Origin of the sequence: Novosphingobium panipatense (assembly GCF_900182875.1) — a bacterium.
In the GTDB taxonomy this organism is placed as follows: Bacteria; Pseudomonadota; Alphaproteobacteria; order Sphingomonadales; family Sphingomonadaceae; genus Novosphingobium; species Novosphingobium panipatense.
Genome location: NZ_FXUI01000010.1, coordinates 16,270 through 35,758, shown reverse-complemented (window position 1 = coordinate 35,758; position 19,489 = coordinate 16,270). Strand labels below are relative to the sequence as shown.

19 protein-coding genes are annotated in these 19,489 nt (G+C 66.2%); 16 read left to right on the top strand and 3 right to left on the bottom strand.

Annotated features, from left to right (window positions below):
• Window positions 1–669, bottom strand: coding sequence for an extensin-like domain-containing protein (locus tag QOL62_RS14205; protein ID WP_283406748.1), 669 nt, complete (start codon window positions 667–669; stop codon window positions 1–3).
• A 191-nt stretch (window positions 670–860) separates the two neighbouring features.
• On the opposite strand from QOL62_RS14205, the gene QOL62_RS14200 reads away from it, so the two are divergent.
• From QOL62_RS14200 to QOL62_RS14155, 10 genes are all read left to right on the top strand, one after another.
• Window positions 861–1,994 carry a phosphoserine transaminase gene (locus tag QOL62_RS14200; protein WP_283406747.1) on the top strand — a complete coding sequence of 378 codons (1,134 nt, stop codon included), beginning with the start codon at window positions 861–863 and terminating at the stop codon, window positions 1,992–1,994.
• Between the two features lie 104 nt (window positions 1,995–2,098).
• Window positions 2,099–3,682 carry a phosphoglycerate dehydrogenase gene (serA, locus tag QOL62_RS14195; protein WP_283406746.1) on the top strand — a complete coding sequence of 528 codons (1,584 nt, stop codon included), beginning with the start codon at window positions 2,099–2,101 and terminating at the stop codon, window positions 3,680–3,682.
• Window positions 3,683–4,014: 332 nt separating this feature from the next.
• Window positions 4,015–5,157, top strand: a complete 1,143-nt coding sequence (locus QOL62_RS14190; RefSeq protein ID WP_103730124.1) for an ATP phosphoribosyltransferase regulatory subunit — start codon at window positions 4,015–4,017, stop codon at window positions 5,155–5,157.
• 165 nt (window positions 5,158–5,322) lie between these two features.
• The gene (locus QOL62_RS14185; protein ID WP_283406745.1) at window positions 5,323–6,612 is read left to right on the top strand and encodes an adenylosuccinate synthase; all 1,290 of its coding nucleotides are present in this window, start codon (window positions 5,323–5,325) and stop codon (window positions 6,610–6,612) included.
• A gap of 7 nt (window positions 6,613–6,619) precedes the next feature.
• A complete protein-coding gene (locus QOL62_RS14180; RefSeq protein ID WP_283406744.1) occupies window positions 6,620–7,126 on the top strand; it encodes a L,D-transpeptidase family protein in 507 nt (168 codons plus the stop codon).
• Window positions 7,127–7,253: 127 nt separating this feature from the next.
• A complete protein-coding gene (locus tag QOL62_RS14175; protein WP_103730127.1) occupies window positions 7,254–7,706 on the top strand; it encodes a MarR family winged helix-turn-helix transcriptional regulator in 453 nt (150 codons plus the stop codon).
• Window positions 7,703–9,757: an FUSC family protein gene (locus tag QOL62_RS14170; RefSeq protein WP_283406743.1), complete on the top strand. Its 2,055-nt coding sequence runs from the start codon at window positions 7,703–7,705 to the stop codon at window positions 9,755–9,757. The genes QOL62_RS14175 and QOL62_RS14170 overlap by 4 nt, the downstream gene beginning before the upstream one ends.
• Window positions 9,754–9,969, top strand: a complete 216-nt coding sequence (locus QOL62_RS14165) for a DUF1656 domain-containing protein (protein ID WP_283406742.1) — start codon at window positions 9,754–9,756, stop codon at window positions 9,967–9,969. Before QOL62_RS14170 ends, QOL62_RS14165 begins: the two co-directional genes overlap by 4 nt.
• Complete coding sequence (locus QOL62_RS14160; protein ID WP_103730130.1) at window positions 9,966–10,871, top strand: efflux RND transporter periplasmic adaptor subunit; 906 nt, start codon at window positions 9,966–9,968, stop codon at window positions 10,869–10,871. The genes QOL62_RS14165 and QOL62_RS14160 overlap by 4 nt, the downstream gene beginning before the upstream one ends.
• Window positions 10,868–12,286: an efflux transporter outer membrane subunit gene (locus QOL62_RS14155; protein WP_283406741.1), complete on the top strand. Its 1,419-nt coding sequence runs from the start codon at window positions 10,868–10,870 to the stop codon at window positions 12,284–12,286. Before QOL62_RS14160 ends, QOL62_RS14155 begins: the two co-directional genes overlap by 4 nt.
• Before the next feature lie 16 nt (window positions 12,287–12,302).
• Here QOL62_RS14155 and QOL62_RS14150 read toward each other — a convergent pair whose 3' ends face one another.
• A complete protein-coding gene (locus QOL62_RS14150) occupies window positions 12,303–12,473 on the bottom strand; it encodes a DUF1674 domain-containing protein (protein ID WP_283406740.1) in 171 nt (56 codons plus the stop codon).
• Between the two features lie 54 nt (window positions 12,474–12,527).
• Between QOL62_RS14150 and QOL62_RS14145 the strand changes: the two genes are divergently transcribed.
• The 4 genes from QOL62_RS14145 to QOL62_RS14130 all read left to right on the top strand — a co-directional run bounded on the left by QOL62_RS14145 (window position 12,528) and on the right by QOL62_RS14130 (window position 16,622).
• Window positions 12,528–13,760: an RsmB/NOP family class I SAM-dependent RNA methyltransferase gene (locus tag QOL62_RS14145; RefSeq protein ID WP_283406739.1), complete on the top strand. Its 1,233-nt coding sequence runs from the start codon at window positions 12,528–12,530 to the stop codon at window positions 13,758–13,760.
• A 331-nt stretch (window positions 13,761–14,091) separates the two neighbouring features.
• A complete protein-coding gene (locus tag QOL62_RS14140) occupies window positions 14,092–14,670 on the top strand; it encodes a TetR/AcrR family transcriptional regulator (protein WP_283406738.1) in 579 nt (192 codons plus the stop codon).
• A gap of 160 nt (window positions 14,671–14,830) precedes the next feature.
• The gene (locus QOL62_RS14135) at window positions 14,831–15,811 is read left to right on the top strand and encodes an NAD(P)H-dependent flavin oxidoreductase (RefSeq protein ID WP_283406737.1); all 981 of its coding nucleotides are present in this window, start codon (window positions 14,831–14,833) and stop codon (window positions 15,809–15,811) included.
• A gap of 28 nt (window positions 15,812–15,839) precedes the next feature.
• Window positions 15,840–16,622 (top strand): enoyl-CoA hydratase-related protein, encoded by a 783-nt coding sequence (locus tag QOL62_RS14130; protein ID WP_103730135.1) that lies wholly within the window; start codon window positions 15,840–15,842, stop codon window positions 16,620–16,622.
• 64 nt (window positions 16,623–16,686) lie between these two features.
• Here the strand turns inward: QOL62_RS14130 and QOL62_RS14125 are convergent, their stop codons facing one another.
• A complete protein-coding gene (locus QOL62_RS14125) occupies window positions 16,687–17,931 on the bottom strand; it encodes a CaiB/BaiF CoA transferase family protein (RefSeq protein WP_283406736.1) in 1,245 nt (414 codons plus the stop codon).
• 145 nt (window positions 17,932–18,076) lie between these two features.
• On the opposite strand from QOL62_RS14125, the gene QOL62_RS14120 reads away from it, so the two are divergent.
• Window positions 18,077–18,862 carry an SDR family NAD(P)-dependent oxidoreductase gene (locus tag QOL62_RS14120; protein WP_283406735.1) on the top strand — a complete coding sequence of 262 codons (786 nt, stop codon included), beginning with the start codon at window positions 18,077–18,079 and terminating at the stop codon, window positions 18,860–18,862.
• A 105-nt stretch (window positions 18,863–18,967) separates the two neighbouring features.
• Window positions 18,968–19,453 carry a VOC family protein gene (locus QOL62_RS14115; RefSeq protein WP_283406734.1) on the top strand — a complete coding sequence of 162 codons (486 nt, stop codon included), beginning with the start codon at window positions 18,968–18,970 and terminating at the stop codon, window positions 19,451–19,453.
• Window positions 19,454–19,489 lie beyond the last annotated feature (36 nt).

Here is a 19,489-nt window from a genome sequence, read left to right as displayed (position 1 = left end):
TCAGCGGCAGAACCTGGCGCCGTCCGCTTCGAGGTGGAAGTGGTCGGCGTGGGCTTCGTTGTAGCCGGGCCCAAGAGTGGTTCCGAAGCGCTTGCAGGCGCTGCCGTGAACCACGCGCAGGAAGCGTCGCTCCTCGGCTGTGCCGTTGTTCCAATGCTGGCGCACGGTCAGTCGGCGGCCATCACCCAGCACGAACCCAGAGACGTCGATGGCGTTCGCAAGGGCGTGGCCTGACCGGCGGGAGGTGCCTGCGACATTCCGGCACGAATAGCTGCCGAACGTCTCGATCTTGACCAGACGTGTGCCGAGGATCTGGTGCGCGGCCCGGTCCACTCCATAGCGCGCCCAGGCGGCAAAGGGCCGTGCCGCACTGCAGGTCACCGGGCCAAGGTTGGCAAGAGACACGGTGGCGTTGTCGGTGTTCAACGCCGCCAGCTTCACTGTGCCCACCGTCGCGCAGGAATTGCCATACCAGCGATCCTCCACCGGCGTGAACACGGCCTGCTGTGTCTTGAGGTTGGACAGGCACTGGCGCAGATCAGGCCCGGGCCGGCTTTGCGGCGGGGTTTTGGCCGCCGGTCGGGCGGGTTGGCGTCGGGACGGGGCCGGGCTCTCGATACAGCCGCCGACCAGGGCGATGAGAGGCAGGGCGAGCACAAGTTTTCGCATCGGGCAACTTCTGGATGGCTTGGCTGAACCGAACCTTACCCATGCGCGGGCGCTACCGGCCAGACGCCAGCGGCGATTTTGCACAGGCGATTCGGTTGCAAGGCGATTGACATATCGGTGCGCCACTTTAGGACCGGCTCCGGGCCACGCGGTCCCAACGCCGCGCGAGCTCTCTGCAAGGAGAGTCAGACATGACTGACATTACGGTTCCGGCGCGCAAGCCTGCGCGTCCGCATTTCTCTTCCGGTCCCTGCGCGAAGCCGCCGGGATATTCCCCCGCAAAGCTCAACGTCGAATCGCTCGGTCGCTCGCATCGCGCCAAGATCGGCAAGACGCGTCTCGCCTACTGCATCGACCTGATGCGTGAAGTGCTGCAGCTGCCTGATACGCACCGCATCGGTATCGTTCCCGGATCGGACACGGGCGCCTTCGAAATGGCGATGTGGACGATGCTCGGCGCGCGCGGCGTAACCACGCTGGCATGGGAAAGCTTCGGTGAGGGCTGGGTGACGGACGCGGCCAAGCAGCTCAAGCTGGATCCTGTCGTGATCCGTGCCGACTATGGCCAGCTGCCGGACCTCTCGCAGATTGACTGGAGCACCGACGTGCTCTTCACCTGGAACGGCACGACCTCGGGCGTGCGCGTGCCCAATGCCGACTTCATTCCCGACGATCGCGAAGGTCTGACTTTCGCGGACTCGACGTCGGCCGTGTTTGCCTGCGACATCGACTGGTCGAAGATCGACGTCGCCACCTTCTCCTGGCAGAAGGTGCTCGGCGGCGAAGGCGGCCATGGCGTCCTGATCCTCGGCCCCCGCGCGGTCGAGCGGCTGGAAACCTACACTCCGGCATGGCCGCTCCCGAAGGTGTTCCGCCTCGTCTCCAAGGGCAAGCTGGCGGAGGGCGTCTTCAAGGGCGAAACCATCAACACGCCGTCGATGCTGGCCGTCGAAGACGCAATCTTTGCTCTCGAATGGGCAAAGTCGATCGGTGGTCTGGAAGGCCTGAAGGCGCGTTCCGATGCCAACGCGGCAGCGCTTTCGAAGATCGTCGAGGAGCGTGACTGGCTTGGTCACCTCGCCGTTGACCCTGCGAGCCGTTCGACCACCTCGGTGTGCCTCACCGTCGAGGGTGCAGACACCGACTTCATCAAGAAGTTTGCCGCTCTCCTCGAGAAGCAGGACGCTGCCTACGACGTCGCCGGATACCGCGACGCTCCTGCCGGCCTGCGCATCTGGTGCGGCGCCACCGTCGACACGGCGGATATCGAGGCTCTCGGTCCCTGGCTGGACTGGGCCTACGCCACTCTCAAGGCCGAGGCCTGATTTTCAACGTTGTCCCGGCGTGAGCCGGGACCGCTTCCCCGAAGGTGCCGCGCATGCGGCCAGCGATCCCGGCATCGACCGGGATGACGAGAAGGAACACTTCCATGACCAAGCCTAAAGTCCTCATTTCCGACAAGATGGACCCTAACGCTGCCCGCATCTTCGAAGAGCGCGGCTGCGACGTCGACGTCATCACGGGCGAAACGCCGGAGCAACTGATCGCCCGCATCGGCGAATATGATGGCCTTGCGATCCGCTCCTCCACCAAGGTCACGCAGGCCATTCTTGATGCCGCGACCAACCTCAAGGTCATCGGCCGCGCCGGTATCGGCGTCGACAATGTCGATATCCCCGCCGCTTCGGCCAAGGGCGTCGTCGTCATGAACACGCCGTTCGGCAACTCGATCACGACTGCCGAACATGCGATCGCGCTCATGTTCGCCCTTGCCCGCCAGCTGCCCGAAGCCAACGCGCAGACCCAGGCCGGCCTGTGGCCCAAAAACGGCTTCATGGGCGTGGAAGTCACGGGCAAGACGCTCGGCCTCATCGGCGCGGGCAACATCGGCTCGATCGTCGCGAGCCGTGCACTCGGCCTGCGCATGAAGGTCGTCGCCTTCGACCCGTTCCTGACGCCTGAGCGTGCCGTGGAAATGGGCGTCGAGAAGGCGGACCTCGACACGTTGCTTGCCCGTGCCGACTTCATCACGCTCCACACGCCGCTGACCGACCAGACCCGCAATATCCTCTCGGCTGAAAACCTCGCCAAGACCAAGAAGGGCGTGCGGATCATCAACTGCGCCCGCGGCGGACTGGTGGACGAAGCCGCGCTGAAGGCCGGGCTCGATTCGGGCCACATCGCCGGCGCCGCCCTCGACGTGTTCCAGACCGAGCCGGCGAAGGAATCGCCCCTGTTCGGTACGCCCAACTTCATCTGCACGCCGCACCTTGGCGCTTCGACCACCGAGGCACAGGTCAACGTGGCGCTGCAGGTCGCCGAGCAGATGGCCGATTTCCTCGTCAACGGCGGCGTCACGAACGCGCTGAACATGCCGTCGCTGAGCGCCGAGGAAGCGCCCAAGCTCAAGCCGTACATGAAGCTTGCGGAACTGCTGGGCTCCATGGTCGGCCAGCTGACCCGTGATTCGATTCCGCGGATCTCGATCCATTGCGAAGGCGCGGCTGCCGAGTTGAACCAGAAGCCGATCGTGGCAGCGGTTCTTGCCGGGTTCCTGCGGGTGCAGTCGGCCACGGTGAACATGGTCAACGCGCCGTTCCTTGCCAAGGAGCGCGGCCTTGAAGTGCGCGAAGTGAAGACAGAGCGGGAAGGCGACTACCACACCCTCATCCGCGTCTCGGTGAAGACGGAGGCAGGTGAGCGTTCGGTCGCCGGCACGCTGTTCAACAACGTCGAACCGCGACTTGTCGAGATGTTCGGCATCAAGGTGGAGGCGGAGCTCGCTGGCAACATGATGTACATCGTGAACGAGGACGCGCCGGGCTTCATCGGGCGCATCGGCACGCTCCTGGGTGAGAACGCGATCAACATCGGCACCTTCAACCTCGGCCGCCGCGAAGCGGGTGGCGAAGCGGTGCTGCTGCTTTCGGTCGATAGCCCCGTCGCCGGGGAAGTGCTGGATCAGGCCGGCAAGCTGCCCGGCGTGAAGACGGTGAAGGCGCTGGCGTTCTAAGCGCTCGAAACACGCTCCCAACGGAAGAGGGGTCGGTGCGCATGCGCCGGCCCCTTTTTCGTACAATCGGCAAAGTCTACTGGTAGCCGCCTTCCTCTTCCCGCTGTTCCGCAGCGTCTTCCTGGGCTTCCTCCAGGGCCTCCTGCTCTTGGTCCTGCTTGTTTTCGTCCCTGTCGTCCGGCTCGTGAGGCATGATCAAAGTCCTTCGTGAGAGTACAGGAGGGCAACAACCCTGCGCGGCGCGCGGTTCCGCAGGCCCGGCTGGTACGAGCCGCATTGTCGGCGCTTCGCCATTCGACAAGTGCGCGGCGCATCGCTAAGGCGCGGCCATCATGCACGAAAACGATCGCGATCTTCTGCCCGAAGGATTGGGCGACCGCCTGCCGCAGCAGGCCTGGGCTTCCCAGTCGGTGCGCCGCGCCGCGCACGACGTCCTTGCCAGCCATGGCTACGCGCGCGTGGAAACGCCCGTTCTCGAGTTCGAGAAAGCTCTGGCCAGTCGTATGGCGGGTGTGCAGGTGCGCCGCATGTTCCGCTTCGTCGACCCTGTGTCGGCGCGAATGCTGGCGCTGCGATCGGACATGACGGCCCAGGTGGCGCGTATTGCCGCAACGGGTCTTGCCCACGCGCCGCGGCCGCTGCGGCTGAGCTATTCCGGGCAGGTGGTCACCATCAAGGGCGACGGTCTTGATCCGGCGCGGGAACGCCTGCAGCTCGGCGCGGAACTGATCGGCGCCGACTCCACTGAAGCGGCTGCGGAGATCGTGGAACTGGCGATCGAGACATTGCGCGGCGCGGGCGCGACCGGAGTCTCGGTCGACTTCACGCTTCCCGACCTTGTCGACACCCTCAGCGCCGGTCCCCTGCCGCTGCCGGCGCGCAGCATCGAAGCCGTGCGTCAGATGCTCGACGCCAAGGATGCAGGCGGTCTCGTCGACGCCGGTGGCGAGGGCTATCTTCCGCTTCTCTACGCCATCGGACCGTTCGAGGCCGCGATTGCGCAGCTTGCCGCCTTCGACGTGCATCCCTCTCAGGGTGGCGGTGTTCTCGCCAGCCGGATCGCGGCGCTGCGCGCGATCGCGCAGCGCGTCGGCGCGAAGGCGCGCCTGACGCTCGATCCCTCCGAACGCCATGGCTTCGAGTACCAGTCCTGGTTCGGCTTCACCATTTACGCCGACGGTGTTCCCGGCAGCCTCGGTCGCGGCGGCACCTACGCGATCCTCGGGCAGGCCGGACGCGACCCTGAACCGGCGACCGGCTTCTCGCTTTACCCCGACCCACTCATCGAAACGCTCACCGCCACTGCCGGAGAGGAACGCCGCCTGTTCCTCCCGCTCGGTCATGACCGTGACGTCGCCGCGCGGCAGAGGGCGATCGGCTGGAGCACCGTGGCAGCGCTTTCCGACCAGGACGATCCCATTGCGCTGGGGTGTTCGCACCGGCTCGAGAACGGGGAAGCCGTCGCTCTCGTCTGAGTGGCTTACGGCGGCAGCGGGCCGCCCTCTTGACTACCCCGCTGCCTTCACCCTAGGGCGCGCACCGAAAAGCCGGGGCGCTCCCGCCCCACTGTCCATCCATTTCGCCGAGTCCTGTCGAAGGGCGTTATTGGATCCACCTTGGCAGGGTGGAGGAGTATACCCATGGCTAACGTTACCGTGATCGGCGCCCAGTGGGGCGATGAAGGCAAAGGCAAGATCGTGGACTGGCTCGCCAGCCGCGCGGACGCCGTCGTTCGCTTCCAGGGCGGGCACAACGCAGGCCACACGCTGGTGGTGGGCGAGCAGGTCTACAAGCTCTCCCTGCTTCCCTCGGGTATCGTCACCGGCACGCTTTCGATCATCGGCAACGGCGTCGTGCTTGACCCCTGGCACCTCAAGTCCGAGGTCGAGAAGCTGCGCGGACAGGGTGTGGAGATCAACGACGAGAACTTCGCGATCGCGGACAACTGCCCGCTGATCCTGCCGGTCCATCGGGAACTCGACGGTCTGCGCGAGGCTGCCGCCGGCGCAGGGAAGATCGGCACGACCGGGCGCGGCATCGGCCCCGCCTACGAGGACAAGGTCGGCCGCCGCGCCATCCGTGTCTGTGACCTTGCGCATCTCGATGCGCTGGAACCGCAGCTCGATCGCCTTTGCGCCCATCACGATGCGCTGCGCGCCGGCTTCGGCCAGCCGCCTATCGACCGTGAGGCGCTGCTTAACGAGCTGCGCGAGATCGCACCCTTCGTTCTTCAATTCGCGCAACCGGTGTGGAAACGCCTGAACAAGGTGAAGAAGGCCGGCGCCCGCATTCTGTTCGAAGGTGCGCAGGGCGTGCTGCTGGACGTCGATCACGGCACGTACCCGTTCGTCACGAGCTCGAACACCGTATCCGGCACCGCTGCCAGCGGTTCGGGTCTTGGCCCTTCGGCCACGGGCTTCGTCCTCGGCATCGTGAAAGCCTACACCACGCGCGTCGGCTCCGGCCCGTTCCCGACCGAACTCGATGACGAAACCGGGCAGCGCCTTGGCGAGCGAGGCCACGAATTCGGCACCGTCACGGGTCGCAAGCGCCGTTGCGGCTGGTTTGACGCGGTGCTCACCCGTCAGTCCTGCGCCATCTCGGGCGTCACGGGCATCGCTCTGACCAAGCTCGATGTCCTCGACGGATTCGAGAAGGTGAACATCTGCACCGGCTACCGTCTGCGCGGCAAGGTGCTGGACTACTACCCGAGCCACGCCGCCGACCAGGCGGCGGTCGAGCCGATCTACGAGGAAATGGACGGCTGGCAGGGCACGACCGCGGGCGCACGATCCTGGGCCGATCTCCCGGCGCAGGCGATCAAGTACATCCAGCGCGTGCAGGAACTGATCGAGACGCCGGTGGCGCTGGTATCCACCAGCCCTGAGCGCGAGGACACCATCCTCGTGCGCGATCCTTTCGCGGACTGATCGGAAGATGCGGGGCCTGCTTCGGTTCGCCCCGCTTTTCCTGGCGCTGGCAATCGGCGGCGCCGCGACGGGAGCGCAGGAATCCTCGGCGCTCCCGCAGATCGACCTCATCCGTGTGCGCAAGGCCGCGCGGATCATGGAGCTTCACTCCGGCGGGCAAGTGGTCCGGGTGTTGCAAGACCTTCAGTTCGGTCGCGTGCCCACAGGTCACAAGCGGTTCGAAGGGGACGGTCGGACGCCCGAAGGCCGCTATACGATCGACTGGCGCAATCCGAAAAGCGCCTTTCACCTGTCCCTTCACATATCCTATCCCGGCGAGGCCGACCGTTCGTACGCCCGGGCAAGAGGGCGGTCGCCGGGCGGCATGATCATGATCCACGGGCAGCCGAACGCGTGGCCGGCAGGGCGGGTGCCGGGTGACTGGACCGATGGCTGCATCGCGATCACGAATGCTGAAATCGAAACGCTCTGGTCACTGGTGCCGGATGGCACGCCCATCGAGATCGAGCCCTAGCGCCGCGGAGGACAGCCGCGTTGCAAATAGGTCCATTGCTGCATTGTTAAAAGCAATGGCAACTCTCACTGCCTGGTAATAGTTAGGAGCCTAAGCACCGCTCCTCCTCCAAGCGCTTTCCGGAACCATGTCTGAACGATCGAAGCTCGCCAACGACCTCGCCACGCAGCTCGCGCCCGTTGCGCGCAGCTGGCGGCAGCTGGCGGATCGCATCCTCGCCTCGCTCGCGATCTCCAACTCGGCGGGTTGGGCGCTCGTCCGCCTCAAGCGGCTGGGAGCAGGGACGCGGCAGGCGGATCTTGCCCGGGCTATCGGCATCACAGAGGCGTCGCTGACGACTACAATCCGGCAGCTTGAGGCGACGGGTTTGGTGGAGCGGCTGGCGGATGAGCAGGACCGGCGCGCGAACCGGCTGCATCTGACGCAGGAAGGCACCAGGATCGCTCGCAAGGCCGACGCGCGGCTGGTGGCCCTGCGGGCTGAACTTCTGGACGGAATACCTGACGCCGATCTCGAAACGACCGTGCGCGTCATCGGCACGATCGGCGCGCGCGTGGCCGACATGCGGGCGCGGACATGAACAGGGAGGCCCTGGCACGGTGGGGCGTGCCCGCCGCCGTGTTCTCCCTCAAGGCCTTTGTGGCCGCGATGCTGGCGGCGTACATCTCGTTCTCCATCGGTCTGGAGCGGCCGTACTGGGCCTTCCTGACGGCCTACATCGTGGCGGCGCCGCTTGCGGGAGCGGTGGTCTCGAAGGCCCTGTTCCGCATCGTGGGGACCTTCATCGGAGCGGCGGCATCCGTGATCATGGTGCCACCCCTGGCGCACAGCCCGGAACTTCTGACGCTCGCAATCGCCGCCTGGCTGGCGCTCTGCGTGTTCGTTTCGCTGCTGGACCGCACGCCGAGGGGGTATGCCTTCGTTCTCGCGGGGTACACCGCGTGCCTCATTTCCCTGCCGGCGGTGAACACGCCCGACCTCATCTTCCACGATGCCGCCCTGCGCGTCCAGGAGATCCTGATCGGCATCCTGTGTGGCAGCCTTATCCACGGCGTGGTGTTGCCGGGGTCCGTGTCCACTTTCCTGCTCGGCCGGGTGGCCATGATGCTGCGCGACGCGGAGCGGTGGTCGCGCGATTCGCTGGAACTGGACCCTGACCCCTCGGTGGAGACCGAAAAGCGGCGTCTCGCGCAGGACGTGACGGAGCTGCACCAGCTTTCCATCCACCTGCCGTTCGAAACCAGTCGTATGGCGCCGCGCGTGCGGACGGTGCGGGCGCTCCAGGATCAGCTTTCGCAACTCATGCCGCTGGGCGCAGCCGTGGCCGACCGCATCAAGGCGTTGCGGGAAGAAAACGCGCTGACGCCCGAAGCGGAGGCGCTGCTGGCCGATACGCGGGCGTGGCTTGCCACGATCGAGGGCGACCGGGAGCAGCGGGAGCGGACGGCGGTTACACTGAAGCAGCGCTGCGCTGCGATCGAACCGGATGTCGGGCCGCAGTCGGGCTGGGGCGCGATGCTGCAGCTCAGTCTGGGCTCGCGGCTGGCAGATCTGATCGAAGCGCATCTCAACTGCCGCGACCTTGCCGCGCAAATGGGCACGATGAGCCGCAAGCCGGTGTCGACCCGCATCCCGGTGCTCCTTGAGGGACGCCGAAACCGGGAGCTTCACCGGGACTATCGTGGCGCCTTGCGGGGTGCGGCGGGGGCGGCGCTCACCATCGTGGTAGGGTGCGCCCTGTGGATTGGCAGCGGCTGGCACGACGGGGCGGCGGCGGTCATGCTCGCGGGCGTGTTCCTGGCGCTGTTCTCCGCTTCGGACAACCCGCTGCTGCCGCTGCGGCTCTTCTTCAACGGCACCGTGATCGCGACGGTCCTTGGCCTGATCTATGCCTTTGCGATACTTCCCGCGATCGACGGGTTCCCGATGCTGGCGCTAACCCTGGCGCCTCCGCTGCTGGTGCTGGGGGCGCTGATGCATTCGCCGCGCTATGCCGGTGTCGCCTTGCCGGCGCTGCTCGGGATGGGAAGCCCGTTCATTATCGCGCAGTCGTACTCCGATGATTTCGCCACCTTCCTGAACCAGGCGATCGCGCAGTTGCTGGGCACGCTTTTCGCCATTGTCATGGCCCGCCTGCTCCATACGGCCGGCCTGCAGAGCGCGATCCGGCGGACGCTCCGTGCAGGCTGGCAGGACATCGCGGATCGGGCCAATCTGGCGGGGCCACCGGACGTGCGGGGCTGGGTTAACCGGATGCTGGACCGCATCGCAGTGCTCGGCCCGCGTGTTGCGCTCACGGGTAGGCACCCGGGCGAGCCGCTCTACGACGTCCTGCGTGATCTGCGCACGGGGGTTGCCATCGCTGAGCTGCGCGAGCTGCGGCTCGGGCTTCCCGCCGCCCGGAGTGCGCCGCTCACGAGCGTACTGGCCGATGTCAGCGACTACTACCGGCGCATGAACCCTGACCACCGGAACCCGGCCGACGTGTCCCTGCTGCGCGACATCGACAGGGCGCTGGGCCTGTTCACCCGCGATGAAAACCATGACGTGCGCCGCAAGGCCGTGCTCGCGCTCGTGTCTCTGCGGCGCAACCTCTTCCCCGAAGCCGATGCGCTGAAAGGTCAATCATGAACGGCGAGATCGCCATCTTCGGCGTCTATATGCCCACCATCCTCCTGATCGCGGTCGCCGCGTCGGCCCTGACCCTTGCACTCATGCGGGTGGCGGACTTCGTCGGCTTCTACCGTATCGTTGGCTACCGCGCGCTGGTCGACCTGTGCCTCTATGTCATGGTGTTCGGCCTGCTTTCCTTTCTTGCCATCCACTCTGGTTTCCACCCATGAAAAACCTGCTTCCCGCGATCGGCCGCAGCGCCGCCACTATCATCATCGTCATCGTCGCGGCGTTGATCGCCTACTGGATGTGGGCTCATTACGAGCGCAGCCCTTGGACGCGCGACGGCCGGGTTCGGGCTGACGTCGTACGGGTCACGCCCGATATCGGCGGCCTCGTCACCTCGGTGCAGGTTCGTGACAATCAGACCGTCAAGGCGGGTGACCTGCTCTTCGTGATCGATCGCCCGCGCTACTCACTCGCTGTGGAGCAGGCGCAGGCATCGGTCGCCAGCGCGAAGGCGACGCTTGGGCAGGCCGGCCGCGAATCCGCCCGCGACCTCGCCCTCGGCGACCTCGTGGCGACCGAGACGCGGGAGCAGAACACCGCTCGCGTTGCCACGGCCCGCGCGGCGCTGGCGGAGGCGGAATCGGCGCTGAATGCGGCGAAGCTGAACCTGGCGCGCACGCAAGTCCGCGCCTCGGTCAACGGCACGGTGACGAACCTCGACCTCCATCCAGGCGATTACGTCGCGGCCGGCACGCAGGCCATGGCGCTCGTCGACGACGACTCGATCCGGGTGGAAGGCTATTTCGAGGAAACCAAGCTCCCGCTCATCCACGTCGGTGCCCCCGTTACGGTGAAGCTGATGGGAGAGGGGCAGGTGCTGAAGGGCCGGGTGGAAAGCATCGCGGCCGGCATCAACGACGAGACTCGCAGCGATGCGGGCAACCTGCTGCCGAACGTCGAGGCGACGTTCTCCTGGGTGCGTCTGGCGCAGCGTATTCCGGTGCGCGTGAAGCTGACGCACGTGCCGAAGGACGTCCGCCTGATCCTCGGACGCACGGCGACGGTCACGATCGACGAACCGACGGCGGGCAGGAAGGCTCCGGCTAACGGAGTGGCGAAGTGAGCGCGCGGCGTTGGCTATCGTCGGCGGTGCTCCCGCTCGCGCTTTCCGCCTGTGCCACCGCCGGCCCGGATTACCATCTTCCTGAGGATGCGGTTGTGAACGCACCTTCGGCTCAGGCGAACTTCACCGCTGCGAAGGGCCCCGGCTTCTCTCAGGAGCCGCTTCCCGAGCGGTGGTGGCGGCTGTATGAGGATCCCCGGCTCGACGGTCTGGTCGAACAGGCCCTTGCGGCCAATACCGATCTTCGCGTGGCGGAGGCAAACCTCGAGCGCGCCGAAGCTATCCTGCGCGAAGCAGCCGCCTCCCGCACGTTGCAGACCGGCCTTACCGGGGGCATCGACCTGTCGCGCCAGTCGGCTACCGGGCGTCCGCTGCCCGGGGTGATTACCGACAACCTCGGATTGGCGCTCAGCTATCCGCTGGACCTCAGGGGCAAGCTGCGCCGCGCGATCGAGGCGAGCGCGGCGGATCGCGAAGCTGTGGAAGCGGCGCGCGATGCCGTTCGCGTCAGTGTGGCAGCGGCGACCACGCGCGCCTACGCGCAGGTCTGCGCGGCAAACTATCAGCTCGGCGTCACGCAGCGGGTGGTGCAACTGCAGCGCCAGACCCTCTCCGCAACGCAGCGGTTGCAGAAGGGCGGGCGGGGGACCGCCTTCGACGTCAGCCGCGCGTCGGCGGCCGTGGAGAGCAGCGCGGCGGCTTTGCCGGCGTTTACCGCTCAACGCCAGAACGCGCTCTATCTTCTGGCCACTCTGCTGGGACGGCCCCCGGCGGAATTCCCCGCAAACGCGGCCGATTGCTCCACGCTGCCGCGCCTTGCCACCGGCGTTCCGGTAGAGGACGGCGCCGCGCTTCTGCGCCGCCGTCCCGACATTCGACAGGCGGAACGGGTCATCGCCGCCGACACAGCGCGCATCGGCGTGGCCACGGCTGACCTCTATCCGTCAGTGAGCATCGGCGGGTCGTTGGGCCTTTCCGGAAGGGCGGAAGACTTCTTCAGCGGTGACAGCTTCGGCTTCAGCCTTGGCCCGCTGCTGAGCTGGTCATTTCCCAACCGGCCTGCGGTCCACGCCAGGATCGCGCAGGCCGACGCACAGGTGCGCGCCGATCTGGCCAGCTTCGACGGCACGGTGCTCGAAGCGCTGCGCCAGGCGGAGACGGCGATGGAGACCTACGCCCGGAACCGGGAGCGGGTGGCAGCGCTCGGCCGGGCGGCAGATGCGGCGGCCTTGTCGGCTGCACAGGCCAACAAGCTGTTCCGCTTCGGCCGGAGCGATTTTCTCGACGTCTTGAGCGCGGAGGCAAACCTCGCGACGGCACGCGTCAACCACGCAGCGGCGGAGGCCTCTCTCGTGGACGACCAGATCTCGGTCTTCCTTGCCCTTGGCGGCGGCTGGCAGCAGACGGGCGGTTAAGCCAGCGGCACCGCCGTCAGAAATCGATGGTGATGCCTTTCTGCACCCAATCGCCGTACCGGGTCGGCGAAAGGCCGTCCGGATCCTTGTCGTCCTTCGACTGGGGCGCCGGTGCGGGCGCAGGGTCGTTCGTCCAGTGAGCGGGCTTGGTGAAGCTGGCGGGACGCTGGGTTGCGCGCTTGGTCATGGCCTCCATGTGGTGCCGCTGGCAGGAAAACGCAATCCGGTATAGGGGGCGGCAATGGACATTCCCGGCCTTCCGGCGCGCCGCGCCGCACTTAACCTCATCGATGCCGTACTGCGCAGGGGCGAAACACTCGACCAGGCGGGTGGCTCTGCGCTGGCGCGCGTGAAGGGCGATGCGGATCGCGCGCTTGCCCGCGCCATTGCCGGTGAAGCGCTGCGCTGGAGGCAGGATCTTGACGAACTGATCGATTCCGCCACGCGCCTGCCGCTTGCCGAAGACGCCAAGGCTCGCGCCGTGCTGCAGATCATGCTGGCGCAGGTGCTGCGGCTGGACACGCCCCCTCACGCCGTCATCGCGACAGCCCTGCCATTGCTGATGGGCGGCCCTCGGCGCCTCGCCCATGGCGTGTTCTCCACCCTGACGAAGCGCGGCGTCACTCTGCCTGACGTGCCGACGCTGCCCGAGACCGCCACGCACCGCTGGGGCGAGCGGGCGAGCGCCATCGCGGCAGGCCTGGCCGAGCCACCACCGCTTGATCTGGCGCTGCGCGATCCATCCGCGACGGCGGAATGGGCGGAGCGTCTCGGCGGCGTTTCGCTGATGCCGGGCCATGTGCGCCTGCCGCGTGGCGCGGCGGTGGAAAGCCTCGAAGGTTTCCGCGATGGAGCCTGGTGGGTGCAGGATCTTGCGGCCAGCCTGCCTGCACGGCTGCTCGGAGCGGGGCAGGGCAGGCGCGCACTGGACCTGTGCGCCGCGCCGGGCGGAAAGACCATGCAACTGGCGGCGGCGGGCTGGCAGGTCACCGCCGTGGATAACGCGAAGCGCCGGCTGGAGCGGCTGAGGGAAAACCTGACACGCACCGGCCTTGAGGCGGACGTGGTACTGGCGGACGCCTTTGCCTGGGAGCCGGAGGAAGGCTTCGACGCGATCCTGATCGATGCGCCGTGTACCGCCACGGGTACGGCACGCCGCCATCCCGACGTCCTTCACCGTATCGGAGAGCGGCAGATCGACGATATGGCGGAAGTCCAGAGCCAAATGCTGGCCCGGGCGAGCGGCTGGCTGAAGCCGGGCGGAACCCTGGTCTACGCCGTCTGCTCCATCGAGCGGCAGGAGGGCGAGGAGCAGGCCGCGCGCGTCAGCCTGACGCCGGTTCCGATCGCAGCGGACGAACTTCCACAGGGTGTCGCTCCCGCGGAGGAGGGCTGGGTGCGGACCGATCCCGGGATGCTGGGTGATGCGGGTGGCCTGGATGGCTTTTTCATCGCCCGTTGGACGAGGGACTAACCCAAAGTTCGGAGGCTCCGCATCTCCGGCCTGTCATCTGCGCCAAGGCTGCCCTGCGTGGCCGCCGGATTTCGCTCGATCACGGGGCTGCGCAAGTGTGCGGCAGACCGGCACCGTCAGTACCGCCAGTAGCATGACCGTATTCATCCCGTTCACGTCTCTTTGACTCCTTGAGCCGTCCTCATTGCGCATCTAGGGGTGGGTGGCGGGGCCCAACGGCGCAGGCCATCCTCGCACCGGCAATCACAAACCGTAAAACCGGCAGGACACAGTGGCGAGCCCCGAACAGACATCCCCCCTCCCTGTACGACGCCGCCGCAGCTCGGAAGAGGTGGCAGACCGCATCCTCGAAGCGGCTGCCGAAGAATTCGAACAGTCCGGCTACGCGGGGGCGACAACGGCGGCAATCGCGCGGCGCGCAGGTGTGACGGAAGCGCAGATATTCCGCCTTCATGCCTCGAAACAGGCGCTTTTCCGGGCGGCGATCTTCACGCCCCTGAACCGCCACTTCGCGGATTTTCAGGCGCGCTCCGCCAGCGACCCCGGCAAGGGGCGCGATGTCGCGGCGGCCTACATCGGCGAATTGCAGGAGTTCATGGCAAGGCACGCGCGCATGTTCCTCTCGCTGCTGGTGACGAATGCCTACTCGCCCGAGGCGTCGGCAGGGATCGACGCGCTCGATGGTCTGCAGGACTACTTCCGACAGGGCGAGGCCATGTCGCAGCGGAGGCTGGGTGAAAACCCCCCGGTGGCGCCCGAGCTCATGGTGCGCATCGCCTTTGCCGCCGTGCTGGCGAACCAGATGTTCCGTGAGTGGCTTTTCCCCGCCGGCATGGCGACTGACGACGAGATCAGGGACGCGATCGCCGCCTTCGTCATTCAGGGGATCGAGGCGAACGGCCCGGTCTGACGTGAGCGCCGATGGTCACGCAGGCCCGCAACTGGCTTCGCTGCGGCGATGGTCAAGCGCTCTGCTCGCAGGGTGAACGCCGCCGTCTTGAAGGGGTGCGCGCCATCGCATAGCCCACCGGCAAGGGCGGATCCGTCCACCAGAGGGAGCAGCGAAGACCATGCCATTCAAGACCCGCATTACCGATAGGCTCGGGATCGAGCATCCCATCGTTCAAGGCGGTATGCAAGGTGTGGGCTATGCCGAACTGGCAAGCGCCGTGTCCAACGCCGGCGGCCTCGGCACGCTCACCGCACTGACGCAGCCCAGCCCGGCTGCCCTGCGCGAAGAGATCGAGCGGTGCCGGGCAATGACCGACAAGCCCTTCGCCGTGAACATCACTGTCCTGCCGACGATCCTTCCGCCCGATTACAAGGCCTACGCAGAGGCGGTGATCGAAGGCGGCGTGAAGATCATTGAGACGGCCGGCACGCAGCAGGTCCGGGAGATTTGGGAGATGGTCAAGCCGCACGGCATCACCGTGCTTCACAAGTGTACCGCTGTACGCCACGCGCTCTCGGCCGAGCGCCATGGATGCGACATCATCTCGATCGACGGCTTCGAATGCGCGGGTCACCCGGGCGAGGACGACATTCCCGGCCTGATTCTGATCCCAAGCGCCGCGGATAAGGTGAAGATCCCCATGCTCGCCTCTGGCGGCATCGGCGACGGACGCGGTCTGGTCGCGGCTCTGGCCCTCGGCGCCGAGGGCATCAACATGGGCACACGCTTCTGCGCGACCAAGGAAGCGCCGATCCACGACAACGTGAAGGCCAAGTACGTCGAGAACGACGAACGCGGCACCAATCTCATCTTCCGCAAGTTCAAGAACACCGCCCGGGTTGGCAAGAACGAGGTGTCGGACGAAGTCGTGGCGATCTCGGAACGCCCCGATTCACGCTTCGAGGACATTCGCCATCTGGTCGCCGGCGCGGTGGGCCGCGAACTCCTGCAGACGGGGGACCTCACGAAGGGCATTTTCTGGGCCGGGATGGTTCAGGGGTTGATCCATGACGTTCCGACCTGCAAGGAACTCATCGACCGGATCATGGGGGAGGCCGAGGCGATCGTGCAGGATCGGCTGGGAGCCATGCTCGCCTGACCAGTCCAACCGCTGGAGAGGACTTTCAATGAGTTACGAGCACATCCTCTATTCGCTGGAGGAGGGCGTGGCGCGGATCTCGCTCAACGACCCGAAGACCATGAACGGGGTTACCGAAGCGATGGGCCACGAAATGGTCGATGCGCTCGACATCGCGGCGCGCGATGCACGTGCCGTGCTCCTGACGGGTGAAGGGAAGGCCTTCTGCTCGGGTGCGAATCTCGCTGCGGCGCAGGATATGCTGAGCGATCCCATGCGCGACGTTGGCGGCATGCTGGATCGTGCGTTCAACCCGGTGATCATGGCGATCAAGGCTATGGAGCAGCCGGTTATCACGGCCATCCGGGGCCCGGCTGCCGGCTATGGTGCAGGGCTCGCGGCCGCCGGCGATGTCGTCCTGATGGCGGAAGGATCGTACTTTTTCTGCGCGTTCTGCCACGTCGGTCTCGTTCCCGATGGCGGCGCCACGTACCTTCTTTCGCAGGCCGTGGGACGTGTGCGCGCCATGCAGATGATGCTGCTCGGCGAAAAGGTGGACGCGCGCACTGCACTGGATTGGGGCCTGGCCACCAAGGTCGTGGCTGACGAAGATCTGGACGGCGAGGCGATGGCGCTGGCCAGGCGGCTGGCCAGCGGGCCTCGATCACTCGGCCTCATCAAGCGCATGGCGTGGGATGCGCTGGACTCCACCCTTGAGACGGCGCTCCAGGCGGAACGCCGCGGGCAGCAGATGGCTGGCCGGACGGAGGACTTCCTGGAGGGAGTGAACTCCTTTATCGAAAAGCGGAAACCCGTTTTCAAAGGCCGTTGACCCGCAAAAGGCGCGGGCACGGTAAAGAACAAGGGCCGTAGCGCAAGCCGCAGCCCCTTGTTCTTCAGATGACCTGTGCGTCACGGAGCGCCTTCACACGCTCTTCGTCGTAGCCGATTTCGGCCAAGATCGCGTCGGTGTGCTCTCCCAGCATGGGTGGGGCGAGCCGAATCGTGGCGGGGCTTGCCGACATCTTGGCTAGCGGGCTGGCGATGAGGTCTACCGAGCCGCTCTCCGCGAACGCGTGGGGGGTCGTGGCGCGCAGCTGTCGGTGCTGCACCTGGGGATCTTCCCAGACATCCGCCAGTTCGTTGTAGCGCGCCGCCGGGATGCCGGCTTCATCCAGCATGGCCTGCATGTCGGCGGCGGAGAAACCGCGGCTCCACGTGTTGATGATGTCCATCAGTTCGGCGCGGTTGGTCTTCCCGCGCTTCAGGTTGGTGTCGAAGCGTGGGTCTTCGTTCAGTTCCGGCTGCTTCATCACCACGGTGAGGCGGCGCCAGTGCTCGTCCGTCCCGGCAGTCAGGTAGATGATGCCGTCCGCGCAATGGATGAGATCGGCCGGGCCGCCCCCGTTCCCCCCGTTCCCGAGGCGGGGCGGCGCGTTTCCGCTGATGAGGTAGTCCTGCATGATGTGGCTCACCATCGCCACCGAACTGTCGAGCAGGGCGATGTCGATGTACTGCCCCTCTCCCGTCGCGTTGCGGTGCATCAGTGCTCCCATGACGGCGAGGGCGGTGTTGTGGCCCGTCATGAAGTCCACCAGGCTCGGGCCGGTCTTGAGGGGCCCCGCGCCCGGCTGGCCTTCGGGAACGCCGGTGACGGCCATCATGCCGCCGGTGGCCTGAAACAGGCCATCGTAGCCCGGCAGCGCGGCCATGGGGCCCGTTTGCCCGAAGCCGGTGACCGAGCAGTAGATGAGGCGCGGGTTGATGGCCTTCAGGCTCTCGTAGTCGAGGCCGAAGCGCTTCAGGTCACCGACCTTGTAGTTCTCGATCAGGACGTCGGCGGTCTTGACGAGATCGCGCAGGACCTCCTGCCCCTCCGGCCTCGCGTGGTTGAGGGTGATGGACCGTTTGTTGCGGTTGGAAACAGTGAAGAAGCTGGATTGGCGTGTCTCGATTCCGCCCTTCCCCGGAACCCAGGAGAAGCCGTATCCGCGCCCGTCGTCACCGATCAGGGGCCGCTCGACCTTGATGACGTCCGCTCCGAGGTCACCAAGGATCTGGGCACCGACGGGAGCGGCAAAGACGCGGCTCATGTCGATGACGCGAATGCCTTCGAGGGCGGCTCTGGAAGTGGTTGTCATGTCGTGTCAGTCGCTTGTTCAGGGTGTCCATCTGACTACCCGGCCCATGGACGGGAGCAAGGCGGCGCGCGCCAATACCGCCCCGGCGGTTCGACGCTTCACGGCCTCGCGGCTAACACCGAAGGGCAACGGCGGAGGATCTGAAGTGAACGTAGCGATCATCACGGGCGCGGGCAGCGGCATCGGGTTGGAAACTGCCAGGATCCTGCACCGCGAAGGCTTCGCGATCGTGGGCGTCGGGCGCTCCAAGGACAAGCTCGCCACCCTCGAAGCCGCGATCGGCAACCCCGATCATGTGCTGGCGATCAGCGCCGACGTGACCGATCCGGCGGCACCGAAGGAGATCGTGGACCAGGCCCTGTCCCGCTTCGGTCGCATAGACGCGCTGGTCAACAACGCGGGCGTCGGGAGCCCCAAGCCTTTGGACGAGACGGATGACGCGACCCTTGACGGGTTTCTCGACATCATGCTCGTGGCTCCTTTCCGCCTCTGCCGGGAGGTGATCCCGCACCTGGAAGAGGGGGCAAGCGTGGTGAACGTGACCAGCACCTTCGCCCATATCGGCGGCCGGCGTGGCGGTGCCTATTCAGCGGCCAAGGGAGGGCTCAAGTCCCTGACCGAGCACATGGCCTGTGAATACGGACCGCGCGGTATCCGCTCGAACTGCGTGGCGCCCGGGGTGACGATGACGGACATGGTGCGCCATCGCTTCGAGGATGAAGGGTTCAGGCGCAACAACGTGGAAACCACGCCTTACCCGCGCCTTGCCCAGCCGGAGGACGTGGCCTCCGTCATCGCCTTCCTCTGCCTTCCGGGAAGTGAGATGATCAACGGCCAGTCGATCGTGGTGGACGGCGGCTGGACGGCGACGAAGTACCTGTCCCCGCGCGTGACGCGCACCACCTGGGTCGAGCCGGACGAATCCGCGTAAGGCACGCTGGCGGCCGGTGCCCTGATCCCTCACAGACAAGCATCGGGCGTTGTCATGAGAAAGCGTCTCCCGATAGCCTGCGCTGAAAAGGCAAGGGAGAAAGCCATGATCCGCGGCATTCATCACATCGGCATGAACTGCCGCGACCTGAAACGGATGAAGCGGTTCTACTGCGAGGCGCTCGGCTTTGAACCCGTGGATGAAGAGGGCTTCGGCTGGGCCGATGAGCCGGTGATGGACCATATCACCGATGTTCGCGGCTCGGCGGCCCGAGGGTGCATGCTGAGAGCAGGCACCTGCTATATCGAAATGTTCGAGTATAGTGCCCCGCCTTCCGATCTCGCGCGTCCGCTTCGCCCGAACGACCGTGGCTACACGCATTTCTGCATCGACGTGACGGACATCGCACAGGATATCGAGCACCTGATAGCCTGCGGCATGACCTTCAACGAAAGGGACTTCGTCGATGTCGGGCATGTGAAGACGCTCTACGGCTACGACCCGGAAGGGAACGTGATCGAAGTGCAGCAATGTGCCCCGGGCAACGGTTTCACCCTCGAAGAACTGCGTGCCGCGATCCTGTCGGCCTGACGCAGGTCCCCTGCATCGCCGGGGCGACGTTGGGTC